A 19,907-nucleotide genomic window follows, 5' to 3' on the forward strand; every position below is an offset into this window, starting at 1 on the left:
TTCCTGTGGGCTAACTTCCACACATGCGTTTGCACATAACATTGGACGACGAACTTGTCGAAGAGCTCGACCGTCGCGCCGGGACTCGCCAACGAAGCGCGTACATCGAAGCAGCGGTGCGCCAGACCCTCGACGACGAACGACGTTGGGACGATGTGGAATCGGCCCTCGGCTCCCTCGCCGATTCGGGGCACGCATGGGACGACGACCCGGCCACATGGGTGCGCGCACAACGTGAAGCCGACAGCCGGCGCACCGGATAGTGGCCCGCCTACTCCTCGACTCGACCGTGCTCATCGACGCGCTTCGAGGGCGCCCGGCCGCCGACCGGGTCGCCGGCTTGCGACGCCTGGGAACTCAGCCGTGGGTGTGCGCCATCTCGGTCGAGGAGATCTGGCGTGGGCTCCACCCCGACGAGGAAAACCATGCGGTGAGACTGTTTCGCGGCCTTCAATTGGCACCGCTCGGCGTCCCCGAAGGCCGCCTCGCCGGAACCTGGCGCCGCGACTTTGCCGCAGCGGGAACCACACTGCACCAAGCCGACTGTCTCATCGCTGCGGCAGCAGTTGGGATCTCCGCTTCCCTCGCCACCGCAAACGTGCAGGACTTCCCCATGAGCGAGGTCCGGGTCGAAGCCTGGTAGCGCTGCTTCGCTTGGCATCGACTCGTTGAGGCTCCTCACACCGTGTGACGCAACCGCGTCATGTCCACCGAACCCGTGCGAGCTGTCCTGTGGCCGAAGGATCGGCCCCTGGTCGCCGTGCAGCAGCGATGCAGGACGAGGCTGAGCGGGCGCAAACGCACCTTCACGATCCTCGCGGCGCCACTATCTACTTGCCCCTGAAATAGTGGTTGGGTTGGCCGGTTTGAGCGGTGAACTGCCCTCGTGGTGAGGGGTGTTCGGGTTGGTAGGCGCGGCCGGTCAGAGCGGCGTGGATGATGTTCGGGGTCGTGACCTTGGGGTGGGTCAGTGGGTGAGGCCGGCGATCTTGACCAGGTTGTGGGACAGGACGCCCCATCCGCACCAGATCCGTGCGCCTTCGAGTCCGCGGTTGCGGGCTCGTTCCCAACCGTGTTGCCGTTTCAGGGTGGCTATGCGCCCTTCGGAACCGGTGCGCCACTTGACCAACTCGACGAACCGGTCCTCGGATTGGGCGTCGCGGCGCGCAGTGCCGGGTTGACCTTTGCGGGGAATCGCCACCAGGTCGACACCGAGATCTTCGAGCTGGGTGTCGACCGATGCGAGGCCGTAACCGCGGTCTGCTGTGACAGCATCAGGAGTTGCTCCGACCGCTGCGATGATCCTCTCGATCGCCGGTCCGAGGCGGGGGCCGTCGGGTGGGATCCCCGCTTCGAGTTCGTAGTCCAACACGATCCCGTCTGGGTTGTCGGTGACTTGGCCGGTGTAACCAAACTGGGTCGGCTTCGCAAGGGATCCTTTCCGGATCGGGCGTGCGTCACCGTCGAAGAGCGACACCCGTCGTGTCTTCGACTCCGGCATGACTCCAGCGAGCCGGAGCCGTGTCTGAGCGATGATCTGTTCGACCGCGTCGATGAGATGTTCGAGATCGGCGAGCATTGAGCGCAGACGTCGCACCGGCCGATCCTCGACTCGTTTGGCGTTCTTCAGGACCCGTTTGGCCTGTGCCACCACCGATTCGGCCAGATCGGCCAGCTCGCCGGTGACCGCCAACACCTCGCCTTTGGCTTCGGCTGTGCGCTTGCGGAGCTTGGAGGCAACCCGGTGTGCGTGACGTCGGGCGGCTTCGGTCGGGTCATCAAAGGCGGTCCGTGGTGCCACCCCGACGTCTCGGATCCGGCCCACCAGCCGTGCCAGCGATGCACAGCCTTTGGTCAGCATCCCCGAATCGGTTGGGTACTTGATGTCGGCCGGCACGACGGTGGTGTCGGCCCGCAACCAGCACACATCTACGACTCCTGCCTCGACGGCCTTCCCGACCAAAGCAACGTTCAGTTCTTCGATCGTGGACGGACCGATCCGTTTGGTGATCTTCATCAACGTGGACGGGTGAGGTGCCCGCTGCCCGAGCGGGATCCGACAGAATCGAAGCCAGCTCAACGAGTCCGACACCTCAGCGCACAACGTCTCGAACCCGAGCCGATACCGGTATTTCAAGAACATCAACCGCAAGAACGTCTCCATCGGGATCGACGGTCGACCAAAGTCCGGGTCGAACCACCCACGGAACGGCTCAAAGAACCTCGGGTCGTCCAACAGGCGATCAACCGAGACCAGTTCCGGGGCCATCACCAAAGCCTCCGGTGGCAACATCGATTCCCACAACGTCGGCTGAGGACATACGGTACGTAACACGATGATGGCTCCGATCTTCAGGGCTTCACTTCTGTGATCGGAGCCATCATCGCGTGTCGGATTCCCGCACGCGAATCGACCCACCCCAACACTGAACGACATATCTCACGACTATTTCAGGGGCAAGTATCTAGGCCGGGACGGCCGCCTTGGCGGCCAGGTACAGACCAGCCGGAGAAAACTCCGCGCCATTCGAGAATCGAATCGTGCCGGACTCGGAATCGACCGTCACTTCGCAGAACGCCGGGTAGTCCTCCAGCAACCAGCCGAAGTCAGGTCCGGTCAGCCAATCCTCCAGGTCGATGACCTTCACCGATCCATCATCAAATGTCAGCTCGGTCACGTAACGAGACAGCACCCGCACATCGGTCACGTCGACCAGCACGTACTCGTCAGTGCCCATCATCCCATCCCCTTCTCATCGCCCGTCGCCTCGATCCAGCATTTCTTCCAGCGTACCTGGGAAGGCGTGGTCAAGGGTTGCATGGAATGCCATGGTCGCCAGCGAACGATGCGACGAGAGCAAATCTTGAACCTCTCGCAATACCTTCGGCGGCAACCGGCCAGCAAGCATCTGAGCCGGGGTGTCGTGTGACACGATCGCGTCACGTCCACCGAGTCCGTGCGAACCGTCCGCAACAACGTCTCCGACATCATTGGTCGAGTGCAGCAGCAGCACGAACGGATGGTCATCACCAAGACGGCACTCCGGCGGCTGTGCTGATCAGCCGCGAAGACCTGGACTCGATGGAGGAGGCGCTCCCGCGACACGGGCACTGCGGGAGCGGCCCCCCGAGGCGGTCGCGGCTGCGGCGATCGCATTCATCACGGGACCGTTGGCCGATAACCCCCAGCGAGTCGGGGGTCTCCTTCGTAGCTGGCGGGTCGATGGGGAGATCGCCACTGCCGCTCTCGGGCAGGTTGAGCGCCAATCAGCTGACAGGCGACTGCTCACGGGCCCAGCAGAGCCGCAGGCACCACCGCCACGCCGTCTTCGGGACGGCGGTACGCATAGCGCCCCGACGTCACCACCACGGCGTCGAGCAGGTCGTCGCCCAACCGGTCACGAAGCCAGCGGAGGTGCACGGTGTCGTCCTGGCTCACGGTGGTCGCCAGCTTGGTCTCGATCGCCACAACGCGTCCATCATCGCGTTTTACGATCAGGTCCACCTCATGGTCGCCGCGGTGGGTTCGGAGATGTCCAACCGACGCTTCCGCGCGCTGCGCGTACGTGCGGACCCCCAGGGTGACCAGCGACTCGAACAACGCCCCCAGCAACGATCCGTCCTGTGGTCGAGGCACCGGCCCCTGGTCGCCGTGCAGCAGCGATGCAGGTCCGAGACCGAGCAGGGTTGTGGCCAGCGCCGGATCGGTCAGGTGGTGCTTGGGAGCGGCTGCGAGCTGACGCAGGTGGCTCAGGGTGGGTTGCCAAGCCGGGAGCGGATCGAGGATGAACAGCCGTTCCAGCATGTTTCTGTACGGTTCGGTGGTGCTGCGGGCGGGCTTGTTGCCCTCCCCCGACGTTGCCGCATCCCTGATTTTCTCGTAGGAGGCAACGCTTGAGGTCGCAGCGGCGTACGCAGCCATCCAACGCCGCAGCGTCGCCTCCTTTCGGACCCTGAGTCCCGCCTCCACCATGTCGCGATCCACGACGCGATCCACGTAACCGCGCAGCTGAGCGCGCCGCACCCGATGTGGCAATCCCCGAATGCCGGGAAAGCCCGAACCGCAGATCTCGTCGACGTACTCCGGCAGCCCAACCGATGTCTCGCCGGACACATCAGGTTGGGTGCCGGTCAGGATGGCGGCGAGGGAGACCATCGGAGAACTCAGGCCACGTTCGGCGAGGCTGAGTGGGCGCATGCGCACCTTCAAGATCCTTCCGGCGCCACTATGACTACCCGGGCTGAACGACGAAGCCGAGCCGGTGAGCAGAAACTGGCCCGGAGCCGCACCGGCGTCCACCGCCCGCCGGACAACATCCCAGGTCATCGGCAGGTGTTGCCACTCGTCGATCAACACCGGCCCGGTGCCCCGCAGAAGTTCCGGCGCGGCGGCCACCGCTTCACGAACTGCAGGATCCTCCATGAGGAAGGTCCTGGTGGCACGCTCCGCTGCCGTGGCGCTCTTGCCCACGCCCTTGGCACCCTCAAGTGAGATGGCAGCCGCTCCTGTGAACAGCTCGTCCAGCTCACCGTCGACGGTCCGGGGCAGGTAGTGCTCAGCAGCGAGGGAGTGCGAACTCACAGCACCTACGCTACAGTTTCGGCGCGTCCTACGCTACAGTTTCGGTGGGTTCCACGCTACAGTTTCGGCGTGTCCAGGCTACGACGGCTCGACGCCGACGGGTACATGACGCTCACCGACCGCATCAAGGACATGATCATCACCGGCGGGCACAACGTCTACTCGATCGAGGTGGAGAACGCCCTGGCCGCACACCCCGACGTCGCCGACTGCGCCATCGTGGCGAGGCCGCACCTCACCTACGGCGAGAGCATCGTCGCAATCATCACCCCGGTCGAGGGTGCAACGATCACCCTCCCCCAGGTCCAGGAGTTCTGTCGGGAACGCCTCTCGCACTACAAGGTGCCCCACGACCTGATCGTCCGTCCGATCCCTCGCAACCCGTCCGGAAAGATCATGAAGCACGTCAGCCGAACCGAGATGGCCGACGCCGACTGATCGCCCGCTGTTATCCAGCCCTTCGCTGGCCACAGCGAAGGTGCAGGACTTCCGTTGAGCGAGCCGCGAGTAGAAGTTTGGTGGCGGCGGTTCGGCTGCCGGTCAGCAGTCCCCGAACGAGAAGGTGCCCAGCTGGACCCATTGTGTGCCCCGACCTCCGACGGTTGCGTACCGCATGGTGAACGACTTGAGGGGGCCAGGCATGGTCACCTCAACGTCCAACGGGACGTTGTTCGGCGCATATACAGCGTTGAGACCGATGAAGTAGTCCTGGTCGGTGGTACGACGAAGAGGATTAGAGAAGGTGCCGGAGCCGGTCAAGTTGGTTTGGTTGCCGCCGGTGACGGAAATGGAACGGTTGAAGCTGACCGCATCCCGGTAGATCCCGTTCCTGGGGGTGTACGGAGCGGAAGCATCGACGGTGTCCCCAGTGGTGTTCGCCCCATCCTCGGTGTTGGCGGTCAGATCGTTGATGTTGAAGCGCAGGTCGGTGATCACCGTGTTGAAGGTGAACGTCACCTCCTGATAGTTGGCGATCGAAGCTGCCGACGTGTTGCCGCCGCCAGCGTTGTTCTGGACCAGTACCAGGCCGGGCACATTGCACCCGCTGATCGTCCCCTGGCCTTGGAACGCCCGCGGGTTTGGAAGAAGGTTGCGATAGCCGTAATTCGCACCGGCACCGGCCGTCACCTGCGGGTTGATCAGCGACGGGGGCGTGGGTCCAACCTGCTGACCAACTACCGAATCCAGCTGGACAAGCGGCTCGTCGGTGGACTTCAGCGGATAGGTGATACGCGAGGCGGGTGAGTTCGGATTGTTGTTCGTCGTCGGCCAGACGATCGTGCCGCAGTAGATGTCATCGGGGTCGGGATCCGGTGGGATGGTCTCGATCGGACCACCACCACCGCCGCCGTCAGACCCCGCCGCAAACGCAGCGTTCTGTCCGAGGATGGCTGGGCCTGCCCACGCCGCGCCTGCCGCAGCGGCTCCGACGCCTGCTCGCTGGATGAACTTTCGGCGGTCAACTTCAGTCATTCTGGTGTCCCCTTCTACCTGAGAGCCGCAGCTCACCTCGCCTGCGCGTCGCAAATCGAGGTGGCGGATTACTACCACAGGAACGGAAACCTTTGGCACTATATGATATTCCACCGAAGCGAGGTATGAGATTCTCTCTACCGATGACGCTAATTCATCGCTGAATGAATTAGCGTCAAGGAACTTGGAGGGAGCGTTCGATCGCATCCACTGCATCGTTCAGGGTGCCGCGCCCCAAGCCGACAGCAGACGTTCGTTCGCACATGTACGCCATCGCTTGCAGGTGGGACCGGGTTGCCAAAGTTGACCCAAACGTGACTGGAAGCAATCTCATCAACGTGTCGGCTGGTGCAAGAGTCCGGCCGCCTACCGGATTCGACCACGATGGCGTTGGGTCGAGGAACACCATCAACTCAAGTCGCCCGCTGCTGCTCACCGAGCCCAGACGGTGCGGCAGCACTTTGTGCTTCACTGCCCCCAGGGCGGCGTCAGCCCCGTCGATCTCGAGAAGCTCGATCGAATTGGGGTGCAGGTCCAGTGCCTTCGGGTAGGGCAGAACCTCGAACGTGTTGGGATCTACCAGACCCACCTCGTCGGTGAGGTAGGCGAACGAATGTCGAAGCAGTGCTCCGGTCAATGTGCTCTTGCCACTGCCACTGTCGCCAAACACCATGACCACGCTGCCGTTTCGTTCCACAGCGCCCGCATGGAACGCCAGCAAGTCGGTGGCTTCAATGGCCACCTCGTCAACGTGGTGGAGGGCAAGCGCCACAGCGTCCTCCGGTCGATCTCGCCGACCCACCACGCGGCCGTCGGCGACGACCCGATATCGGCTCCGTCCGGCCCGTGGCTCAGCGGGCAGTCCAGCGCTGAGGGGAAGCGAGACAACGGCGATGCTGTGCGCCGCTGGTTGACCGCCGTCGGGGTGGGACGGCAGGGCCGACAGCAGCAGGCTCAGCAGCTTGCCGGTCGTCGGTTCATCCGACCTCACCCGCACTGACACGTTGGCGACCTGCACAGTTCTGCTGAAGCTCCACGTATGCCCGGCCAGAATCTGGTCAACTCGCTTCTGCCAGCGCTGGGGGCCCGCTGCCGGCGGATGATGAATGGCATGCAGCGGGTCCCCGACGTAGCGAAGCAAACCCTGGTCCAGTAACTCCTGCGTTCCGCAGCTATTTGGGGTTTCTAGGTGTCCGGGCGGTTGAAAGTGTTGATACGAAAGGGTTTTCGTTCCGGGAATCACAGAAACGCATAGACACACGCCTGACACTGTAAGCGCAATGGGCTAAACGGATGTGGGCTACGGTCCTAGGTGTCATGTATCTCCGCACCGTGAAACGCAAACGCTCCGACGGCACCCAGGTCGCCTACCTCCAACTGGCCCACAACGACTGGGACAGCGCCGCGGGGCATTCGGTGCCCCGAGTCGTCCACAGCTTCGGCCGGGCTGACACCGTCGACCGTGACGCGATCGCCCGCCTGATCGGGTCGCTCTCACGGCTGCTGCCCCCAGGCGACCATCTCGCCATGTCGGGGACCGACGACTTGGAGTTCGTCGAGTCACGGCCGATGGGCGCCAACTATGTACTCGACGGCGTGTGGTCCCAGCTCGGGATCGACAAAACGTTGCGGGGCTTGTTGAAAGGCCGACGCCTGGACCCCAAAATGGAACGGGTCCTCTTCGCTCTTGTCGCGAACCGGGCGGTCGACCCCGGCTCCAAACTCGCCGCCACCGGCTGGGTCACCGAACGAACCCACATCGACGGACTCACTGATCTTGATTCCGACAGCTGTTATCGGGCGATGGACTGGCTCCTCGAATGCGAAACCGAGCTCGCCGAATCCGTCTACTGGGCCACAGCCGATCTGTTGAACCTCGAAGTTGACCTGCTGTTCTTCGACACCACCTCCACCTACTTCGAGACACCCACAGCCGACCAGCCGGCCGACGGGGCCACCGTCGGGTTCCGGACGTGGGGCAAATCCAAAGACCACCGCAACGACCTCCCACAGATCGTGATCGGCATGGCTGTCACCCGCACCGGGATACCAATCCGGGTGTGGTCCTGGTCCGGAAACACCGGCGACCAGCCGCTGATCCGCCAGGTCAAAGACGACCTCGCCGACTGGCGGTTGGGGCACGTCATCTGGGTCGCGGACCGGGGGTTCTCCTCGGCTGAGAACCGCCGCTACCTCCAACGCGCCGGCGGGAACTACATCATCGGCGAGAAGATCAGGGGGAACACCGAAGCCGCCACAGCATTGGCCAGACCGGGCCGCTACCACGAGATCCGCCACAACATGCGGGTCAAAGAAGTCGGAATCGATGACGGTGCTGCACGGGACCGGTTCGTGATCTGTCACAACCCTGAACAAGCCGAACGCGACCAGACAATCCGAACCCAACTCGTCGAACGGCTCCAAACAGCGATCGACGGGACAGATCAAGCCACCCACGACGAACGTGTCGCCCTCGCGGCCGGGCTTCCCGCAGCGGTCCGCCGCTACCTCCGCACCACCAAAACCGGGCTCCTCCGTGTCGACAAGACAGCGATCCGCGCCGAGACCAAACTCGACGGCAAATACCTACTCCGCACCGCGGACCCGTCACTGTCAGCCGAGGACATCGCGCTCGGCTACAAACAACTCCTCGAAGTCGAACGAGGCTGGCGCGACATGAAATCCACCCTCGACCTCCGCCCCGTCTACCACCGGCTCGAAGACCGCATCAGAGCCCACGTCCTGTTGTGCTGGCTCGCCCTCCTCCACATCCGGATCGTCGAGTCCCGCACCAACCAGACGTGGACCAACCTCCGCCACCAACTCGACCAAATGCACCTCGGCACGTTCACCGGCCCCGCCGGCACCATCCGCAGGCGAACAGCAACCACCCCAGACCAGAAAGCGATCCTGGCAGCGGTCGGCCTCAAAGAACCCGCCGACTACACCAGCATCCAGCCCGCCACCCCAGCCTGAACCGCCCCGAACCGGCCACCCAGGACACCAAACCGCCTAGACACACGGCTCCCAGCACGCTGAGAGCCCAATTCCCGCGCCCAGACAGGCATCCAGGCACCTAGACCGCTCAACTAGCTGCGGAACCCAGGTAACTGCTCGATCACGTCCGGCGCGTTGGCCCGAAGCGAGGGGGAGTTGCCGCCCGTCTCGCCGGCCACCCGGTCGATCACCTCGCCGAACGAGGCAACCCCGTCGATGGCGGTGAGGATGAGCGCTGCCTCAGCGTTGAGAAGCACCCCGCTGCCCGAGCTCTGGTCCACGGCGACGAGGTGTCCGTCCACCTCCGCCGTCAGGGCGCCGACGGGAAGCTCCAGCACGTCCTCCATTGAGACCGATCGACGCTGCTGACCACTCACCCCTGACGCACCTCCCCGACGAGTGTACGAGCCTCCGCCCAGTCCGTTGCGCTGCTGGCTGCGTTGCCGAGGTCAGCCTCGAGGCGTTGGGTTCGGTCGCTGGGCGTGCCGGTCATGGACTGAGGCGGATCGGGTCATCGTCGTGGCAGCTACCGGTCCGCGTCATCAGAACAGGGATGGCCGCCAAAGCTGATCGTCGCCGCTCCCCTACCGCGTGCGCCTGAGGAACAAGCCACGGTCAGATACCAGTGCCTGTGGGCTAATTTGAGCACATGCGTCTGCACATATCGTTGGACGGCGACCTCGTCACAGAGCTCGACCGACGCGCTGGGACCCGCCAACGAAGCGCCTACATCGCGGCGGCACTTCGTCAAGCGCTCGAGGACGACCGGCGTTGGGAGGATGTGGAATCGGCCCTCGGTTCACGTCCCGATTCGGGGCACGCCTGGGACGACGACCCGGCCACATGGGTGCGCGCACAACGTGAAGCCGACGGCCGGCGCGCCGGATAGTGGCGCGAGTGTGCTCGACTCGACCGTGCTCATCCGCTTTCGTGACCACAGCAAACGTGCAGGACTTCCCCATGAGCGAGCTGCGGGTCGAAGCCTGGCAGAGGAGAACTCTTTCTGCGCAGCAAGGGGCCCTGTCTGCTGTCCAGCACGTCGCACTCCTTCAGCTTTGGAGCGCTACAATCTGCAGGAACGAGCCAACGAGCTGTTGGGAAAGAAGGGGGGCACGACCTTGATGGAACTGCTCCCACCGGTCGGTTGGGCCGATGTTGCAACCAAGAACGACCTCGACGTCCAGACCGCCTTGCTCGACGCCAAGCTCTCGCTGCTCCGCTCCGACCTCGACACCCAGCTCTCTGGGCTTCGGTCGGACCTGGAGACCAAAACCTCCGGGCTTCGGTCCGACCTCGAGCACAAGACGTCCGGGCTTCGGTCTGATTTTCAAGCGGAACTGGAGTCAGGACTCCGTCGACTTGAGAGCAGGATGTTCACCGCGTTCCTGATGCTGATCGGTGTGCTGGCCACGATGGCTGGGCTCTTGGTCGCCGTCCTGCTGCGGGCTTAGCTCGCAACCGACTCCGTCGCATCTACAGGCCGGCGCCCCAGTTAGACGAGCTGAGTACTGACACGTGCGACCGCCTGGTGGGCGTCGCCGTGGATCAACCGCTCGACCGGAACCGTTGCTGCCAGATCACACACCGCGTCCAGCGCCGCCTGCCCGGCTCGAGCCAAATTGAGCGTGTTGGCCAGCAACTCGACCACGGCCTCGTGGGGTTCCAAGCGCTGCACCGTCACCTCGGCACCCTCTTGATAGGTGGGTAGCACCACCCGGCTGATCGGGCCGACGTCGCCGTCCAAGCGGGTGACGTCGGCGTTGATATCGGCCGGATCGAGATCGGCGCTGTCGCTCTCGGGCAGGTTGAGCACCGCTCGGCTCGACGGGTCGATCGCCAGTCGCTTCGGGTAGCCGACCGCCACCAGCGAGCCGGGCCGCACGCCGATCGCCTCGTCGCCCAGGTAATCCCATCCGGCGGCCACAAATGCGCCGGTCAGCGTGGACTTGCCGTTGCCCGACGGTGCGGGCAGCAGCACCAGGTCCCCATCGGGCGAGCGCACGGCCCCGGCGTGAAACGCCGCACAACTATGGGTCCACACCGCGTACTCGTTGACCACCGACGTCAGCTGGCGCAGGCACGCCTCCCGGCTGGGAAAGCGCCACTCGTAGTCGGTGACCAGCACCAACTCTCCGTCCTCGGTCTCGTGTGCGTCGAAGAACATCGTCGGCTTCTCGGCATCGGTCCCAGTGCCGAGAAACGTGTCGAGGGCCTCCAACACGTCGGCGTCGGGGCCACGCAGCGCGATGTTGTGATCGATCACCGGGTGGACTCTGCCGGTCACCACGTTGTCGGTCACAGCGCCGTCGGGAGCGTCGTTGTCGGATGCGCTCTCGCCTTCGGCTTCGCCCTCGGTCGAACCGACCGGCGGCTTGGGAGCGTCGAAGGCCTCGTCCCGACCGACGAGCCCCAACTCGGTGAGCATGTCCAGGCCCGCCGTGACGTCGGCCGCCACATCGGCCCGGTCAACGCCGGCGCCGTCCGCCCAGTCGGTGACGGCGGCATCGACATCGGCCTCACCATCGCACGCCGCCAGCAAGGCGCCGGCGGTGGCGTTCAGCTGGTGGGCGGTCTCGGTGATCAGGTCGTAGGCCACAGCGCGGTCACCCATGGGGGACACCAGCACGCCGGGGGAACGCTGCGGGAACGTCGGCATCCGGGTGAGGCTAGTTGTCCTCTGGGCGAGCCCTGGATTGCGGCTGCTGGCCCGGGGCCACCGCCATGACGAGCAGCGCAGCGGTGAGGCCCATCGCCGACAGCATCACCGCCACCACCACGCTCTGACGCATGATCACCCGTGACAGCGGCACCGACAGCATCAGCTGCGTCGCCACCACCGCGCTCCAGCCGACCGGCGACAGCCTGGTGCGGCGAAACCCGTCCACGATCGGCGCGGCCGCCACCACGCCGATGGCGCTGACGGTGGCCAGCGCCGCACCCCACCCAGCCGAGCCCACCCACACCGAGCCGAGCACGGCGACCCCCAGTGCAACGGTGCCGGCCGGCCCGACCGGGCGTCGTCCCACTGCCAACGCCAGCGCCAGCGGGGCGAGCACTGCCCCCGCCGCCAGGGCCGGCTCGGTGTCGGGAACCGACGCCCACACCCCCACCAGGCTGACGACGGTCAGGGGAGCCGCCCACTCCCCCAGCGGATGGAGCCGGTCGGTGTCATCCGCCCACGCCACCACCAGCACAGCGACCACCAGCCAGGGCCACCGTCGGGGGTCGTTCCACGCACCGAGGACGGCTCCGGTCAGCCCGGCCAAAGCCACCAACCGGCGTTGCACGAGCGGCGGCGCCACGCGGCTGGCCAGCGCCCACACCAGCCCCGCTCCCACCGCCCACGCCGCCAGCACCAGGTGGTAGCGCTCGATCACCGTAAGCGGCCCAGCCAGAGGCTCTCGGCAAAGCTGAACAACGCGACGACGGCGACGAAGCTCACCACGCACACCAGCACGTACAGCGCTACCGTCTTCATCCTGCGAAACCCACCCGACAGCCACGGCCGCTGCAGCGGCTCGGCGTGCGGCTTGCCGGACGCATCTTCTTCAACCGGCATGGATCGGACCATACTCGCCCAGGCGCGTACCATCTTCGGCGTGACGCGCATCTTTCTTTCGGCCCCCGACGTTCGCCAACCCGAGAAAGACCTGCTGATGGCGGCGGTCGACTCCGGGTGGGCGGCACCGGCCGGACCCGATCTGGCCGCGTTCGAAAGCGAGATCGCTGCGGTCACCGGCGTCGGGCATGCCGTGGCACTCTCCAGCGGCACCGCTGCGCTGCACCTGGCGCTGCACGCCCTTGGGGTCGGCGAGGGCGACGAGGTGATCGTGTCGACCTTCACGTTCGCGGCATCCGCCAACGCCGTGGCCTACGTGGGGGCCACGCCGGTGTTCGTCGACTCCTCGGCCGCCGATTGGAACCTCGACCCCGAACTGCTCGAGCAGGCCCTGGCCGAGCGCGCCGCTGCGGATCGCCTGCCGGCCGCAGTGATCTCGGTCGATCTGTACGGCCAGCCCGCTGACTACCGGCGGATCGAGCCGATCTGCGAGCGCTACGGCGTGCCGCTGATCGAGGACGCCGCCGAGTCGCTCGGTTCATCGCTTGCCGGCCGCCCGGGCGGGTCGTTCGGCCGGGTTGCAGCGCTCTCCTTCAACGGCAACAAGCTGATCACCACCTCCGGGGGCGGCATGCTGGTCGGCGCCGACGAGACGCTGATCGAACGGGCACGGTTCCTCTCCACCCAGGCCAAGGAGCCGGCGCCTCACTACGAACACCACGAGATCGGGTTCAACTACCGGCTGTCCAACCTGCTGGCGGCCTTCGGGCGGGGTCAGCTGTCCACCCTGGACGAGCGCATCGCCCGGCGACGCTGGTACTTCGACCGCTACGTCGAGGTGCTGGGCAACGTGTCAGGGGTGACCTTCCAGCCGGAGATCGACGACGGGTTCTGCAACCGCTGGCTGACCTGTGCGTTGATCGACCCAGCGCTCGCCGGCTTCAGCTCCGCCGACCTGCGTGAGCACCTCGATGCCGACGAGATCGAGTCCCGGCCCACCTGGAAGCCGATGCACCAGCAGCGCTCGTTTGCCGGCGTCCCGACCGTGCTCAACGGCACGGCCGACCGGCTGTTCGACCACGGCATCTGCCTCCCCAGCGGCAGCGGCATGACCGACGACGACTTCGACCGGGTGCTGACCTCGATCGACACGTTCCTCACCCGCGTCTGACCAAACCCTGAAATTTTCGCAACTACCCGTTGACGGTCGAACGCATGTTCGTTATCATGGTGTGTAGGTCATCGCAGGACCGGTCAATCCCGTCGGGCTGAGATCGGGTGGGAAGCCACGGGATACGCAGGCCGTGATGGTTGGGGTGTTGTCCAAGCGGACGCTTGGGCGGCGCCGTCAAGGTGCGAAGCGCGCCCCTTCGTGTGGGGTTGCTGGCTCCTTTGGGGGAGGTGAACATCCATGGTCGAAACGATGACGGTAGACGGCTCGGCAGCCAACAGCTCCGCATGCACGGCGGGAGGCGGCAAAGGCGCTGGAGTCCGAGACGCTGGAGTCCGAGACGCTGGCTGTTTGTGCGGTGGCCTTTCGGTCGATTCGGTTGTGGCGGGGTTGGACGTGGCGGCGTTGAAGGCCGAGATCGCTGCGCTGTCCAGAGTGGACGCGTTGGTGGTGGCCCGCCGTTCGGCGGTGGTGGCCGAACTGGCTCGCCGCGACGGCGACGTGGCCGAACAGTTGCGCAAGTCGGGCAACATGTCGGGCCGGCAAGCCCGCAAGGCCGCCAAAACAGCCGGCGGTCTGGCACGCTTGCCGAAGACCCGTGAAGCGTTGGAACGCGGCGAGATCGGCGCCGGGCAGGCCGAAGCGTTGGCGTCTCGGATGGACAAGCCCGAACAGGCACGCAACGTTCGCGACAACGAGGACGCCCTCTTGGAGAAGGCCAAGTGCCAGGACGTCGACGAGTTCGCCCGCACGATGCGCCAAGAGGACATTGATGGGTCACCCGATGGTGGCAACACCCACGCTCAACGCCAGCGTCAGTCCCGTTAGGCGTCGATGTGGATCGACGACGACACCGGCATGCACCACCTGTTCGCCCAATTCGACCCGGTCACCGGCGCCCGCATCTCCACCCAACTCGCTGCGATGACCGACCAACTGTGGCGAGCCGAGCACCTGCCCGGCCGATCCCGACACAACAAGCGAGCGGTCGCCCAACGCCGCGCCGACGCCCTCGAAGCGCTCATCTGCCAAACTCTCGCCGCCACCAAAAATCGCACCACCAAGAACGGCAGCGCCAGCAACGGCAAGAACGGCAGCGCCAGCAACGGCAAGAACGGCAGCACCGGAAGCAGCCACAGCACCGGCGGCACGCACGGCACCACCACCAACTGCACTGGCGCCAGTGACTCGGCGACAAGCACGACCGCCTCGCCGCCCGAACCGCCCGATGCCCCAGGCGACACATCCGCCGGTCAGCCCAATCTCAACTCTGGTTCGACCGACGGACCGACACCCACCCCTCGGCGCGGCTCTGCCGCTTCCGCATGCCAGGCCGAAGCCTGCGCCTCAGCCGCATCGGGCACCCGACAGCACCCCACACCGCAGCCATGCGTCTCCTCCACGCCAGCGTCGACATCGCCACAATCGCCCTCTGGCTCGGACACGAAAGCATCGAAACAACCGGGATCTACCTCCACGCCCTATGCCGACCCCTCGACTATGCCGACTTGTGCTGTGCGCGGTCGGCGTTTCCCGGGTGGCAGGGGGTGTTTGATCTGGTGTGGGGTGTGGTGCTCGGCATAGTTGCGGTCTGACGTTGAGGCTTTCCCGGTCGGAGCCGTCCGGTTCCGTGGAACAAGGAGGAAGCCGATGGGCACCAATTCATGGACGTGTGGCGATTCGCCGCTGACATCGTTCGCCGCTGATTATCGGGAAGCGCTGGTCGGGTTGGGCTACAGGCCCGGCCCGGTTGAACAGCGCTTGGCGGAGATGGGGTGGCTGAGCTGCTGGATGGCCGACGAGGGCCTTGCCGTGGACGAGTTGACCGTGGGTCGGGTCGACGAGTTCGTTGACACCTGTGCTGGTCTGGGGCGTCGGATCCCGTCGAGGCGGCCGTTGCTGGAGGTGTTGGTCGTGTTGTTGCGTCGTGTCGGCTGTGCTCCTGAGGCGGCGGTGGCCGAACCGACACCGACGGAGGAACTGCTCGATCGTTACGCCGTCTATCTGACCCGAGAGCGTGGGCTGGCACCATCGACGGTGGACCGCTACGTGCGGATGGCCAAGGTCTTTCTGACCGAACGAGCGGCCCGTGTTGGGGGCACAGGGGCCGAGGGCCTCGAGGCAGCCGACGTGTTCACCTATCTGCTCGATTCGTGTGGTCGCCTCAGCGTGGCGTCGGCGAAACGCGAGGCGGGCGATCTTCGGTCGTTGCTGCGGTTCTTGTATTGGGACCGGATCATCGAGGTCGATTTGGGGACGGCCATGCCTCCCGTCGCGGGCTGGCGTAACACCGGGATTCCACAGAGCGTGTCACCGGTCGAGGTGAGGGCGTTGCTCGACGGCTGTGATCGGAGCAGGTCCGGCGGCCGGCGTGACTTCGCGATCTTGACGCTCGTTGCCCGTCTCGGGCTTCGCGCGTGCGAGGTCGCCCGTTTGGAGCTGGACGATATCGACTGGCGTGCCGGAGAGATCATGGTGCGGGGCAAGGGCCGTCGTGTCGACCGGCTACCGATTCCCGCCGATGTTGGGCAAGCACTGGTCGGATATCTCCAACAGGGCCGACCGGCCAGCAACGAGCGACACGTGTTCCTGACTGTGCGTGCGCCTCACGTGCCCATCCGTGCGTGCTTGCTCACCAAGGTTGTCTACCGGGCGTGCGGTCGTGCCGGGGTGAATCGGGTGGGTCCACACCGGCTACGACACGGTCTTGCCGCCGACCTGCTCGCCCATGGAGCCAAACTGGTTGAGGTCAGCCAGGTGTTACGTCACCGGGATCTGGCCACCACCGCCATCTACGCCAAAGTCGATTTCGTCAGGTTGGCTCAGGTCGCCCAGCCTTGGCCGGGAGCCCGACGATGAGCGCCTTGTCGGACATCGCAGATGAGTACCTGGCACTGCGCCGTTCGTTCGGCCATGACCTTGTCGAGGCACACCGGCTGCTGCCACGGTTTGTCGCCTACCTCGATTCGGTCGGTGAGCCGACCGTTACCGTGGCCGCCGCGCTGGCCTGGGCACAGGCCCCGGACGTATCACCCACCAGCACTGTTTGGTCCCATCGGATGATGGTGGCCCGAGGGTTCGCCCGCCACATGGCCGCCCTCGACGAGCGCACCGAAGTCCCACCGCCCGGTCTGATCCCGAACCATCAGCGGTGGCGGCCACCGTTCGTCTACAGCCCCGAGGACATCGCCGCGCTCATGGCCGAGACTCGCCGATGTCGTTGGCGGCTACCCGCGGCAACCTGGGAAACCGTGATCGGTCTTCTGGCCGCCACCGGCATGCGGGTCGGCGAGGTGATCGGGCTGAACCGCGACGACATCGCATGGGACGACGCCGTCCTCACCATCTCCACGGCCAAGTTCGGGAAGTCCCGCAACATCCCACTGCTGGGGTCCACCATGGCCGCGCTGGCGGACTACGCGGAGACCCGCGACCGGCTCTGCCTCCAACCGTCGACACCAGCATTCTTCGTTTCCATGCGGGGCACCAGGCTGCTCTACCAACCGTTCCGGCTGGCCTTCCGACGCTTCTGTGACCTCTCGGGGGTCGGAGCGGGATCGTCGATCCGGCCGAGAATTCATGATGTCAGACATACGTTCGCTGTCCGGACGTTGTTGAAGTGGTATCAGGAAGACGCAGACGTTGAGGCCCTCCTTCCGACCTTGTCGGTCTACTTGGGCCACGAAGATCCCCGCTCGACGTACTGGTATTTGTCCGCTGTCCCCGAACTGTTGGCGTTGGCCGTCACCCGTATGGACCTGAACCGGGAGGTGCTTTGCTAATGAGCCTGATCGCCCCCACCCTGGAAAGCTTCTTCACCGACCGGCTCGTCAAGCAACAACACGCAAGCCCGGCAACGATCGGTGGTGAGCCCCGCGTTTCTCGGACAGTGATCTGTGGCAGCCCTTACGCTGCCCGTGCCTTGTCGCGATAGCTGTCATGCACTTCAACCGGTGTCCGGTAACCGATCCCCGAATGAAGCCTGGAACGATTATACCAAATCTCGATCCAATGCGCAATACCCGAAACAGCCTTTCTTCGTGTCGGGAACACTGTCCGATAAACGAACTCGTTCTTCAACGAAGCAAAAAACGATTCCGCCATAGCATTATCCCAACACACCCCGGTCTTACCCATCGACCCAACCATGTCATTTGATGCAAGGAACGCTTTGAACTCCTCAGAGGTGTACTGCGCCCCATGATCCGAATGGAATATGGCATTCGACTGAATGCCACCAGCGTCGATCGCGGCCTGCAACGCGTCGGTCACCAGACCGGTGCGCATATGGTCGGCCATCGCGAACCCGACCACCATCTTCGAGAAACAATCGATCACCGTCGCCAAGTACACCCACCCTTCCCACGTGCGGATATAGGTGATATCACCGACCAGCTTCACGCCCGGCTCCGCGGCGGTGAAGTCCCGGTCGACCAAGTCCGCCGTGCTCGGCGTGCCGTCAGGGTCGGTCGTTCGCCTGTATGGCCTGGGCTGACAGGCAACCATGTCACCCTCGACCATCACCCGACGGACCAGTTCAAGGCCGGCAGCGATCTTCTTGCGGCCCAGCTCGGCATGGACCCGACGGTGCCCGTAGGTGCCATCGGATGCATCGAAGACCTTGCGGACATCGACCGCCAGTTCCTCGCGTCGTTCCGCGGTTGCTGACAGCGGACGTTTCCGCCAGTCGTAGTAGCCGGACTTCGACACGCCCGCCCACAAACACATCTTGGTGACCGGGTAGTTCGCCTTCTCGCCGTCGATGAACTCGTACTTCGAGATCACCGATACTCCTGGGCGAAGAAGGACGCCGCTTTTCCCAAGAACTCGTTTTTCATTCGGAGTTCGCGGTTCTCGGCTTGGAGTTCGCGGAATTGGATACGTTCGGCTGGGGTCAAAGGGTCCTCCTCGATCGGGTGGGCATCACGGTACTTGTTGACCCACACACCGAGTGTGCCCGGGTTGATGTCCAACTCGTTGGCGACCGTGGCGATCGGCCGGGAACCGTCGATCACCATTTTCACGGCCTCGGCCTTGAAAGTGTCAGAGTATTTTGTTCGTTTGCGTGTCATATTGGATTCCTTTGTGTCAGTGGATGTTATCAATCACCCACTGTCCGAAATCCTCGGGGCACCCCACGGCTCCTACCGTGATTCGTTGCGGATGCTCCTCACGTACGCACAGGAACACACCGGCAAGACCCCGGCCCGCCTTGACTGGGCCGACCTTGACGAGACACTGATCGGCGGTTTTCTCGACAGTCTCGAGACCGAACGTCACAACAGCCCCAGAACCCGGAACCTGCGTCTGACCGCTATCCGTTCACTGGTCAGCTACTCCTCCCTACAGCACCCCGAACACGCAGCAACGTTCCAACGCGTCCTGGCAATACCACCCAAACGCTTCGAACGGGCGCTGGTGTCGTTCCTCACCGCCGAGGAGATCGACGCGCTCGTTGACGCACCCGACCTGGACCGTTGGGAAGGCCGCAGAGACCGGTCGCTGCTCCTCGTCGAGGTCAGAACCGGTCTGCGTGTCTCCGAGCTCACCGGGTTGAACTGCGACAACGTCACCCTTGGCACCGGCGCGAGTGTCCACTGCGAGAACGGCAAAGGCCGCAAGCAACGAGCCGTGCCCCTCAACACCGGGACAGCGGCGACCCTCGCCGGTTGGATGGCAGAACGCGGCGGCCAACCCGGTGAACCGCTCTTCCCGACCCGCACAGGTCGACCGTTGAGCTCAGACGCTGTCCAGCGATTGGTCCGCAAACACGCCGATGTGGCCGCCGACCGGTGCCCGTCGCTGCGCAACAAACGGCTCCACCCCCACGCCCTGCGCCACAGCTGCGCCATGGCACTCCTCCAAGCCGGAGTCGACACCGCCGTCATCGCGCTCTGGCTCGGCCATGCCGACCTCCGCTCAACGAACGTCTACCTGCAGGCCGACATGACAACCAAACAAAGAGCACTCGAGCTGACCAAACCAGACTCAACACCGCCAGGGCGCTACCAGCCCCCCGACGCAGTGCTGGCGTTCCTCGAAAGCCTGTAACTATGCCGACCACACACACCTGGACAACACGCCACCACCAGCCACCCACCGAAAGGTCGGCATAGTCGCGGTGT

The 19,907-nt window shown here is 64.8% G+C and carries 24 protein-coding genes; 12 read left to right on the forward strand and 12 right to left on the reverse strand.

What is annotated here, in order from left to right; translation table 11 throughout:
* Positions 1-23: 23 nt before the first annotated feature.
* Positions 24-263 carry a ribbon-helix-helix protein, CopG family gene (locus MPARV_RS0113105; protein ID WP_012229152.1) on the forward strand — a complete coding sequence of 80 codons (240 nt, stop codon included), beginning with the start codon at positions 24-26 and terminating at the stop codon, positions 261-263.
* A complete protein-coding gene (locus tag MPARV_RS0113110; RefSeq protein ID WP_020378593.1) occupies positions 263-643 on the forward strand; it encodes a PIN domain-containing protein in 381 nt (126 codons plus the stop codon). Before MPARV_RS0113105 ends, MPARV_RS0113110 begins: the two co-directional genes overlap by 1 nt.
* 324 nt (positions 644-967) lie before the next feature.
* Here the strand turns inward: MPARV_RS0113110 and MPARV_RS0113115 are convergent, their stop codons facing one another.
* The 4 genes from MPARV_RS0113115 to MPARV_RS0113130 all read right to left on the reverse strand — a co-directional run bounded on the left by MPARV_RS0113115 (position 968) and on the right by MPARV_RS0113130 (position 4,582).
* Entirely contained in the window at positions 968-2,335 is a 1,368-nt protein-coding gene (locus tag MPARV_RS0113115) for an ISNCY-like element ISMipa1 family transposase (protein WP_031278566.1), read from the reverse strand.
* Between the two features lie 130 nt (positions 2,336-2,465).
* Positions 2,466-2,738 carry a DUF2442 domain-containing protein gene (locus MPARV_RS0113120; RefSeq protein ID WP_100221325.1) on the reverse strand — a complete coding sequence of 91 codons (273 nt, stop codon included), beginning with the start codon at positions 2,736-2,738 and terminating at the stop codon, positions 2,466-2,468.
* A gap of 15 nt (positions 2,739-2,753) precedes the next feature.
* On the reverse strand, positions 2,754-3,014 hold the full coding sequence (locus tag MPARV_RS0113125; RefSeq protein ID WP_012229148.1) for a hypothetical protein: 261 nt from the start codon (positions 3,012-3,014) through the stop codon (positions 2,754-2,756).
* A 272-nt stretch (positions 3,015-3,286) separates the two neighbouring features.
* On the reverse strand, positions 3,287-4,582 hold the full coding sequence (locus MPARV_RS0113130; RefSeq protein WP_020378595.1) for an ATP-binding protein: 1,296 nt from the start codon (positions 4,580-4,582) through the stop codon (positions 3,287-3,289).
* 69 nt (positions 4,583-4,651) lie between these two features.
* Here MPARV_RS0113130 and MPARV_RS0113135 point away from each other — a divergent pair, with 69 nt between their 5' ends.
* The gene (locus tag MPARV_RS0113135; RefSeq protein ID WP_202948834.1) at positions 4,652-5,020 is read left to right on the forward strand and encodes a class I adenylate-forming enzyme family protein; all 369 of its coding nucleotides are present in this window, start codon (positions 4,652-4,654) and stop codon (positions 5,018-5,020) included.
* Positions 5,021-5,122: 102 nt separating this feature from the next.
* Here the strand turns inward: MPARV_RS0113135 and MPARV_RS0113140 are convergent, their stop codons facing one another.
* Together MPARV_RS0113140 and MPARV_RS0113145 are read right to left on the reverse strand one after the other, a co-directional pair.
* Positions 5,123-6,055, reverse strand: coding sequence for a twin-arginine translocation signal domain-containing protein (locus tag MPARV_RS0113140; RefSeq protein WP_020378597.1), 933 nt, complete (start codon positions 6,053-6,055; stop codon positions 5,123-5,125).
* A 175-nt stretch (positions 6,056-6,230) separates the two neighbouring features.
* Positions 6,231-7,046 (reverse strand): hypothetical protein, encoded by an 816-nt coding sequence (locus MPARV_RS0113145; protein ID WP_157789625.1) that lies wholly within the window; start codon positions 7,044-7,046, stop codon positions 6,231-6,233.
* A gap of 326 nt (positions 7,047-7,372) precedes the next feature.
* On the opposite strand from MPARV_RS0113145, the gene MPARV_RS0113155 reads away from it, so the two are divergent.
* The gene (locus MPARV_RS0113155) at positions 7,373-9,031 is read left to right on the forward strand and encodes an IS1634 family transposase (RefSeq protein ID WP_020378600.1); all 1,659 of its coding nucleotides are present in this window, start codon (positions 7,373-7,375) and stop codon (positions 9,029-9,031) included.
* Between the two features lie 113 nt (positions 9,032-9,144).
* Here the strand turns inward: MPARV_RS0113155 and MPARV_RS0113160 are convergent, their stop codons facing one another.
* Complete coding sequence (locus tag MPARV_RS0113160) at positions 9,145-9,429, reverse strand: hypothetical protein (protein ID WP_157789626.1); 285 nt, start codon at positions 9,427-9,429, stop codon at positions 9,145-9,147.
* A 272-nt stretch (positions 9,430-9,701) separates the two neighbouring features.
* On the opposite strand from MPARV_RS0113160, the gene MPARV_RS0113170 reads away from it, so the two are divergent.
* Together MPARV_RS0113170 and MPARV_RS0113175 are read left to right on the forward strand one after the other, a co-directional pair.
* On the forward strand, positions 9,702-9,941 hold the full coding sequence (locus MPARV_RS0113170) for a hypothetical protein (protein WP_020378603.1): 240 nt from the start codon (positions 9,702-9,704) through the stop codon (positions 9,939-9,941).
* Between the two features lie 232 nt (positions 9,942-10,173).
* On the forward strand, positions 10,174-10,503 hold the full coding sequence (locus tag MPARV_RS0113175; protein ID WP_238538865.1) for a gp58-like family protein: 330 nt from the start codon (positions 10,174-10,176) through the stop codon (positions 10,501-10,503).
* A gap of 41 nt (positions 10,504-10,544) precedes the next feature.
* On the opposite strand, the gene MPARV_RS21350 is transcribed toward MPARV_RS0113175, so the two are convergent.
* From MPARV_RS21350 to MPARV_RS0113190, 3 genes are read right to left on the reverse strand one after another with little or no spacing between them, the layout of a single operon-like run.
* Entirely contained in the window at positions 10,545-11,708 is a 1,164-nt protein-coding gene (locus tag MPARV_RS21350) for a PqqD family peptide modification chaperone (protein WP_020378605.1), read from the reverse strand.
* Positions 11,709-11,718: 10 nt separating this feature from the next.
* Positions 11,719-12,429: a hypothetical protein gene (locus tag MPARV_RS25835; RefSeq protein WP_020378606.1), complete on the reverse strand. Its 711-nt coding sequence runs from the start codon at positions 12,427-12,429 to the stop codon at positions 11,719-11,721.
* Complete coding sequence (locus tag MPARV_RS0113190) at positions 12,426-12,611, reverse strand: hypothetical protein (RefSeq protein WP_020378607.1); 186 nt, start codon at positions 12,609-12,611, stop codon at positions 12,426-12,428. Before MPARV_RS0113190 ends, MPARV_RS25835 begins: the two co-directional genes overlap by 4 nt.
* Between MPARV_RS0113190 and MPARV_RS0113195 the strand changes: the two genes are divergently transcribed.
* Together MPARV_RS0113195 and MPARV_RS0113200 are read left to right on the forward strand one after the other, a co-directional pair.
* The gene (locus MPARV_RS0113195; RefSeq protein WP_020378608.1) at positions 12,610-13,782 is read left to right on the forward strand and encodes a DegT/DnrJ/EryC1/StrS family aminotransferase; all 1,173 of its coding nucleotides are present in this window, start codon (positions 12,610-12,612) and stop codon (positions 13,780-13,782) included. The genes MPARV_RS0113190 and MPARV_RS0113195 overlap by 2 nt on opposite strands.
* Before the next feature lie 240 nt (positions 13,783-14,022).
* Positions 14,023-14,610 carry a hypothetical protein gene (locus MPARV_RS0113200; RefSeq protein ID WP_157789627.1) on the forward strand — a complete coding sequence of 196 codons (588 nt, stop codon included), beginning with the start codon at positions 14,023-14,025 and terminating at the stop codon, positions 14,608-14,610.
* On the opposite strand, the gene MPARV_RS0113205 is transcribed toward MPARV_RS0113200, so the two are convergent.
* Positions 14,607-15,026, reverse strand: coding sequence for a hypothetical protein (locus MPARV_RS0113205; protein ID WP_020378610.1), 420 nt, complete (start codon positions 15,024-15,026; stop codon positions 14,607-14,609). The two genes, MPARV_RS0113200 and MPARV_RS0113205, sit on opposite strands and share 4 nt — an antisense overlap.
* Before the next feature lie 81 nt (positions 15,027-15,107).
* Between MPARV_RS0113205 and MPARV_RS23735 the strand changes: the two genes are divergently transcribed.
* The 3 genes from MPARV_RS23735 to MPARV_RS0113220 are packed head-to-tail and all read left to right on the forward strand — an operon-like array spanning position 15,108 to position 17,564.
* Positions 15,108-15,377: a tyrosine-type recombinase/integrase gene (locus tag MPARV_RS23735; RefSeq protein ID WP_012229138.1), complete on the forward strand. Its 270-nt coding sequence runs from the start codon at positions 15,108-15,110 to the stop codon at positions 15,375-15,377.
* A gap of 55 nt (positions 15,378-15,432) precedes the next feature.
* On the forward strand, positions 15,433-16,641 hold the full coding sequence (locus tag MPARV_RS0113215; RefSeq protein WP_012229137.1) for a site-specific integrase: 1,209 nt from the start codon (positions 15,433-15,435) through the stop codon (positions 16,639-16,641).
* Positions 16,638-17,564 (forward strand): tyrosine-type recombinase/integrase, encoded by a 927-nt coding sequence (locus MPARV_RS0113220; protein WP_012229136.1) that lies wholly within the window; start codon positions 16,638-16,640, stop codon positions 17,562-17,564. Before MPARV_RS0113215 ends, MPARV_RS0113220 begins: the two co-directional genes overlap by 4 nt.
* A gap of 124 nt (positions 17,565-17,688) precedes the next feature.
* Here the strand turns inward: MPARV_RS0113220 and MPARV_RS0113225 are convergent.
* Positions 17,689-18,854, reverse strand: a protein-coding gene (locus tag MPARV_RS0113225; protein WP_085951972.1) for an IS3 family transposase whose coding sequence is annotated in 2 segments (ribosomal slippage) — positions 17,689-18,602 and positions 18,602-18,854 — 1,167 coding nt in all. Because the reading frame shifts where the segments join, the coding sequence is not laid out codon by codon here.
* Between the two features lie 91 nt (positions 18,855-18,945).
* Between MPARV_RS0113225 and MPARV_RS0113235 the strand changes: the two genes are divergently transcribed.
* Positions 18,946-19,833 carry a tyrosine-type recombinase/integrase gene (locus tag MPARV_RS0113235; RefSeq protein WP_238538866.1) on the forward strand — a complete coding sequence of 296 codons (888 nt, stop codon included), beginning with the start codon at positions 18,946-18,948 and terminating at the stop codon, positions 19,831-19,833.
* The last annotated feature ends 74 nt before the right edge of the window (positions 19,834-19,907 follow it).

The organism is Candidatus Microthrix parvicella Bio17-1, assembly GCF_000299415.1.
Taxonomy (GTDB): domain Bacteria; phylum Actinomycetota; class Acidimicrobiia; order Acidimicrobiales; family Microtrichaceae; genus Microthrix; species Microthrix parvicella.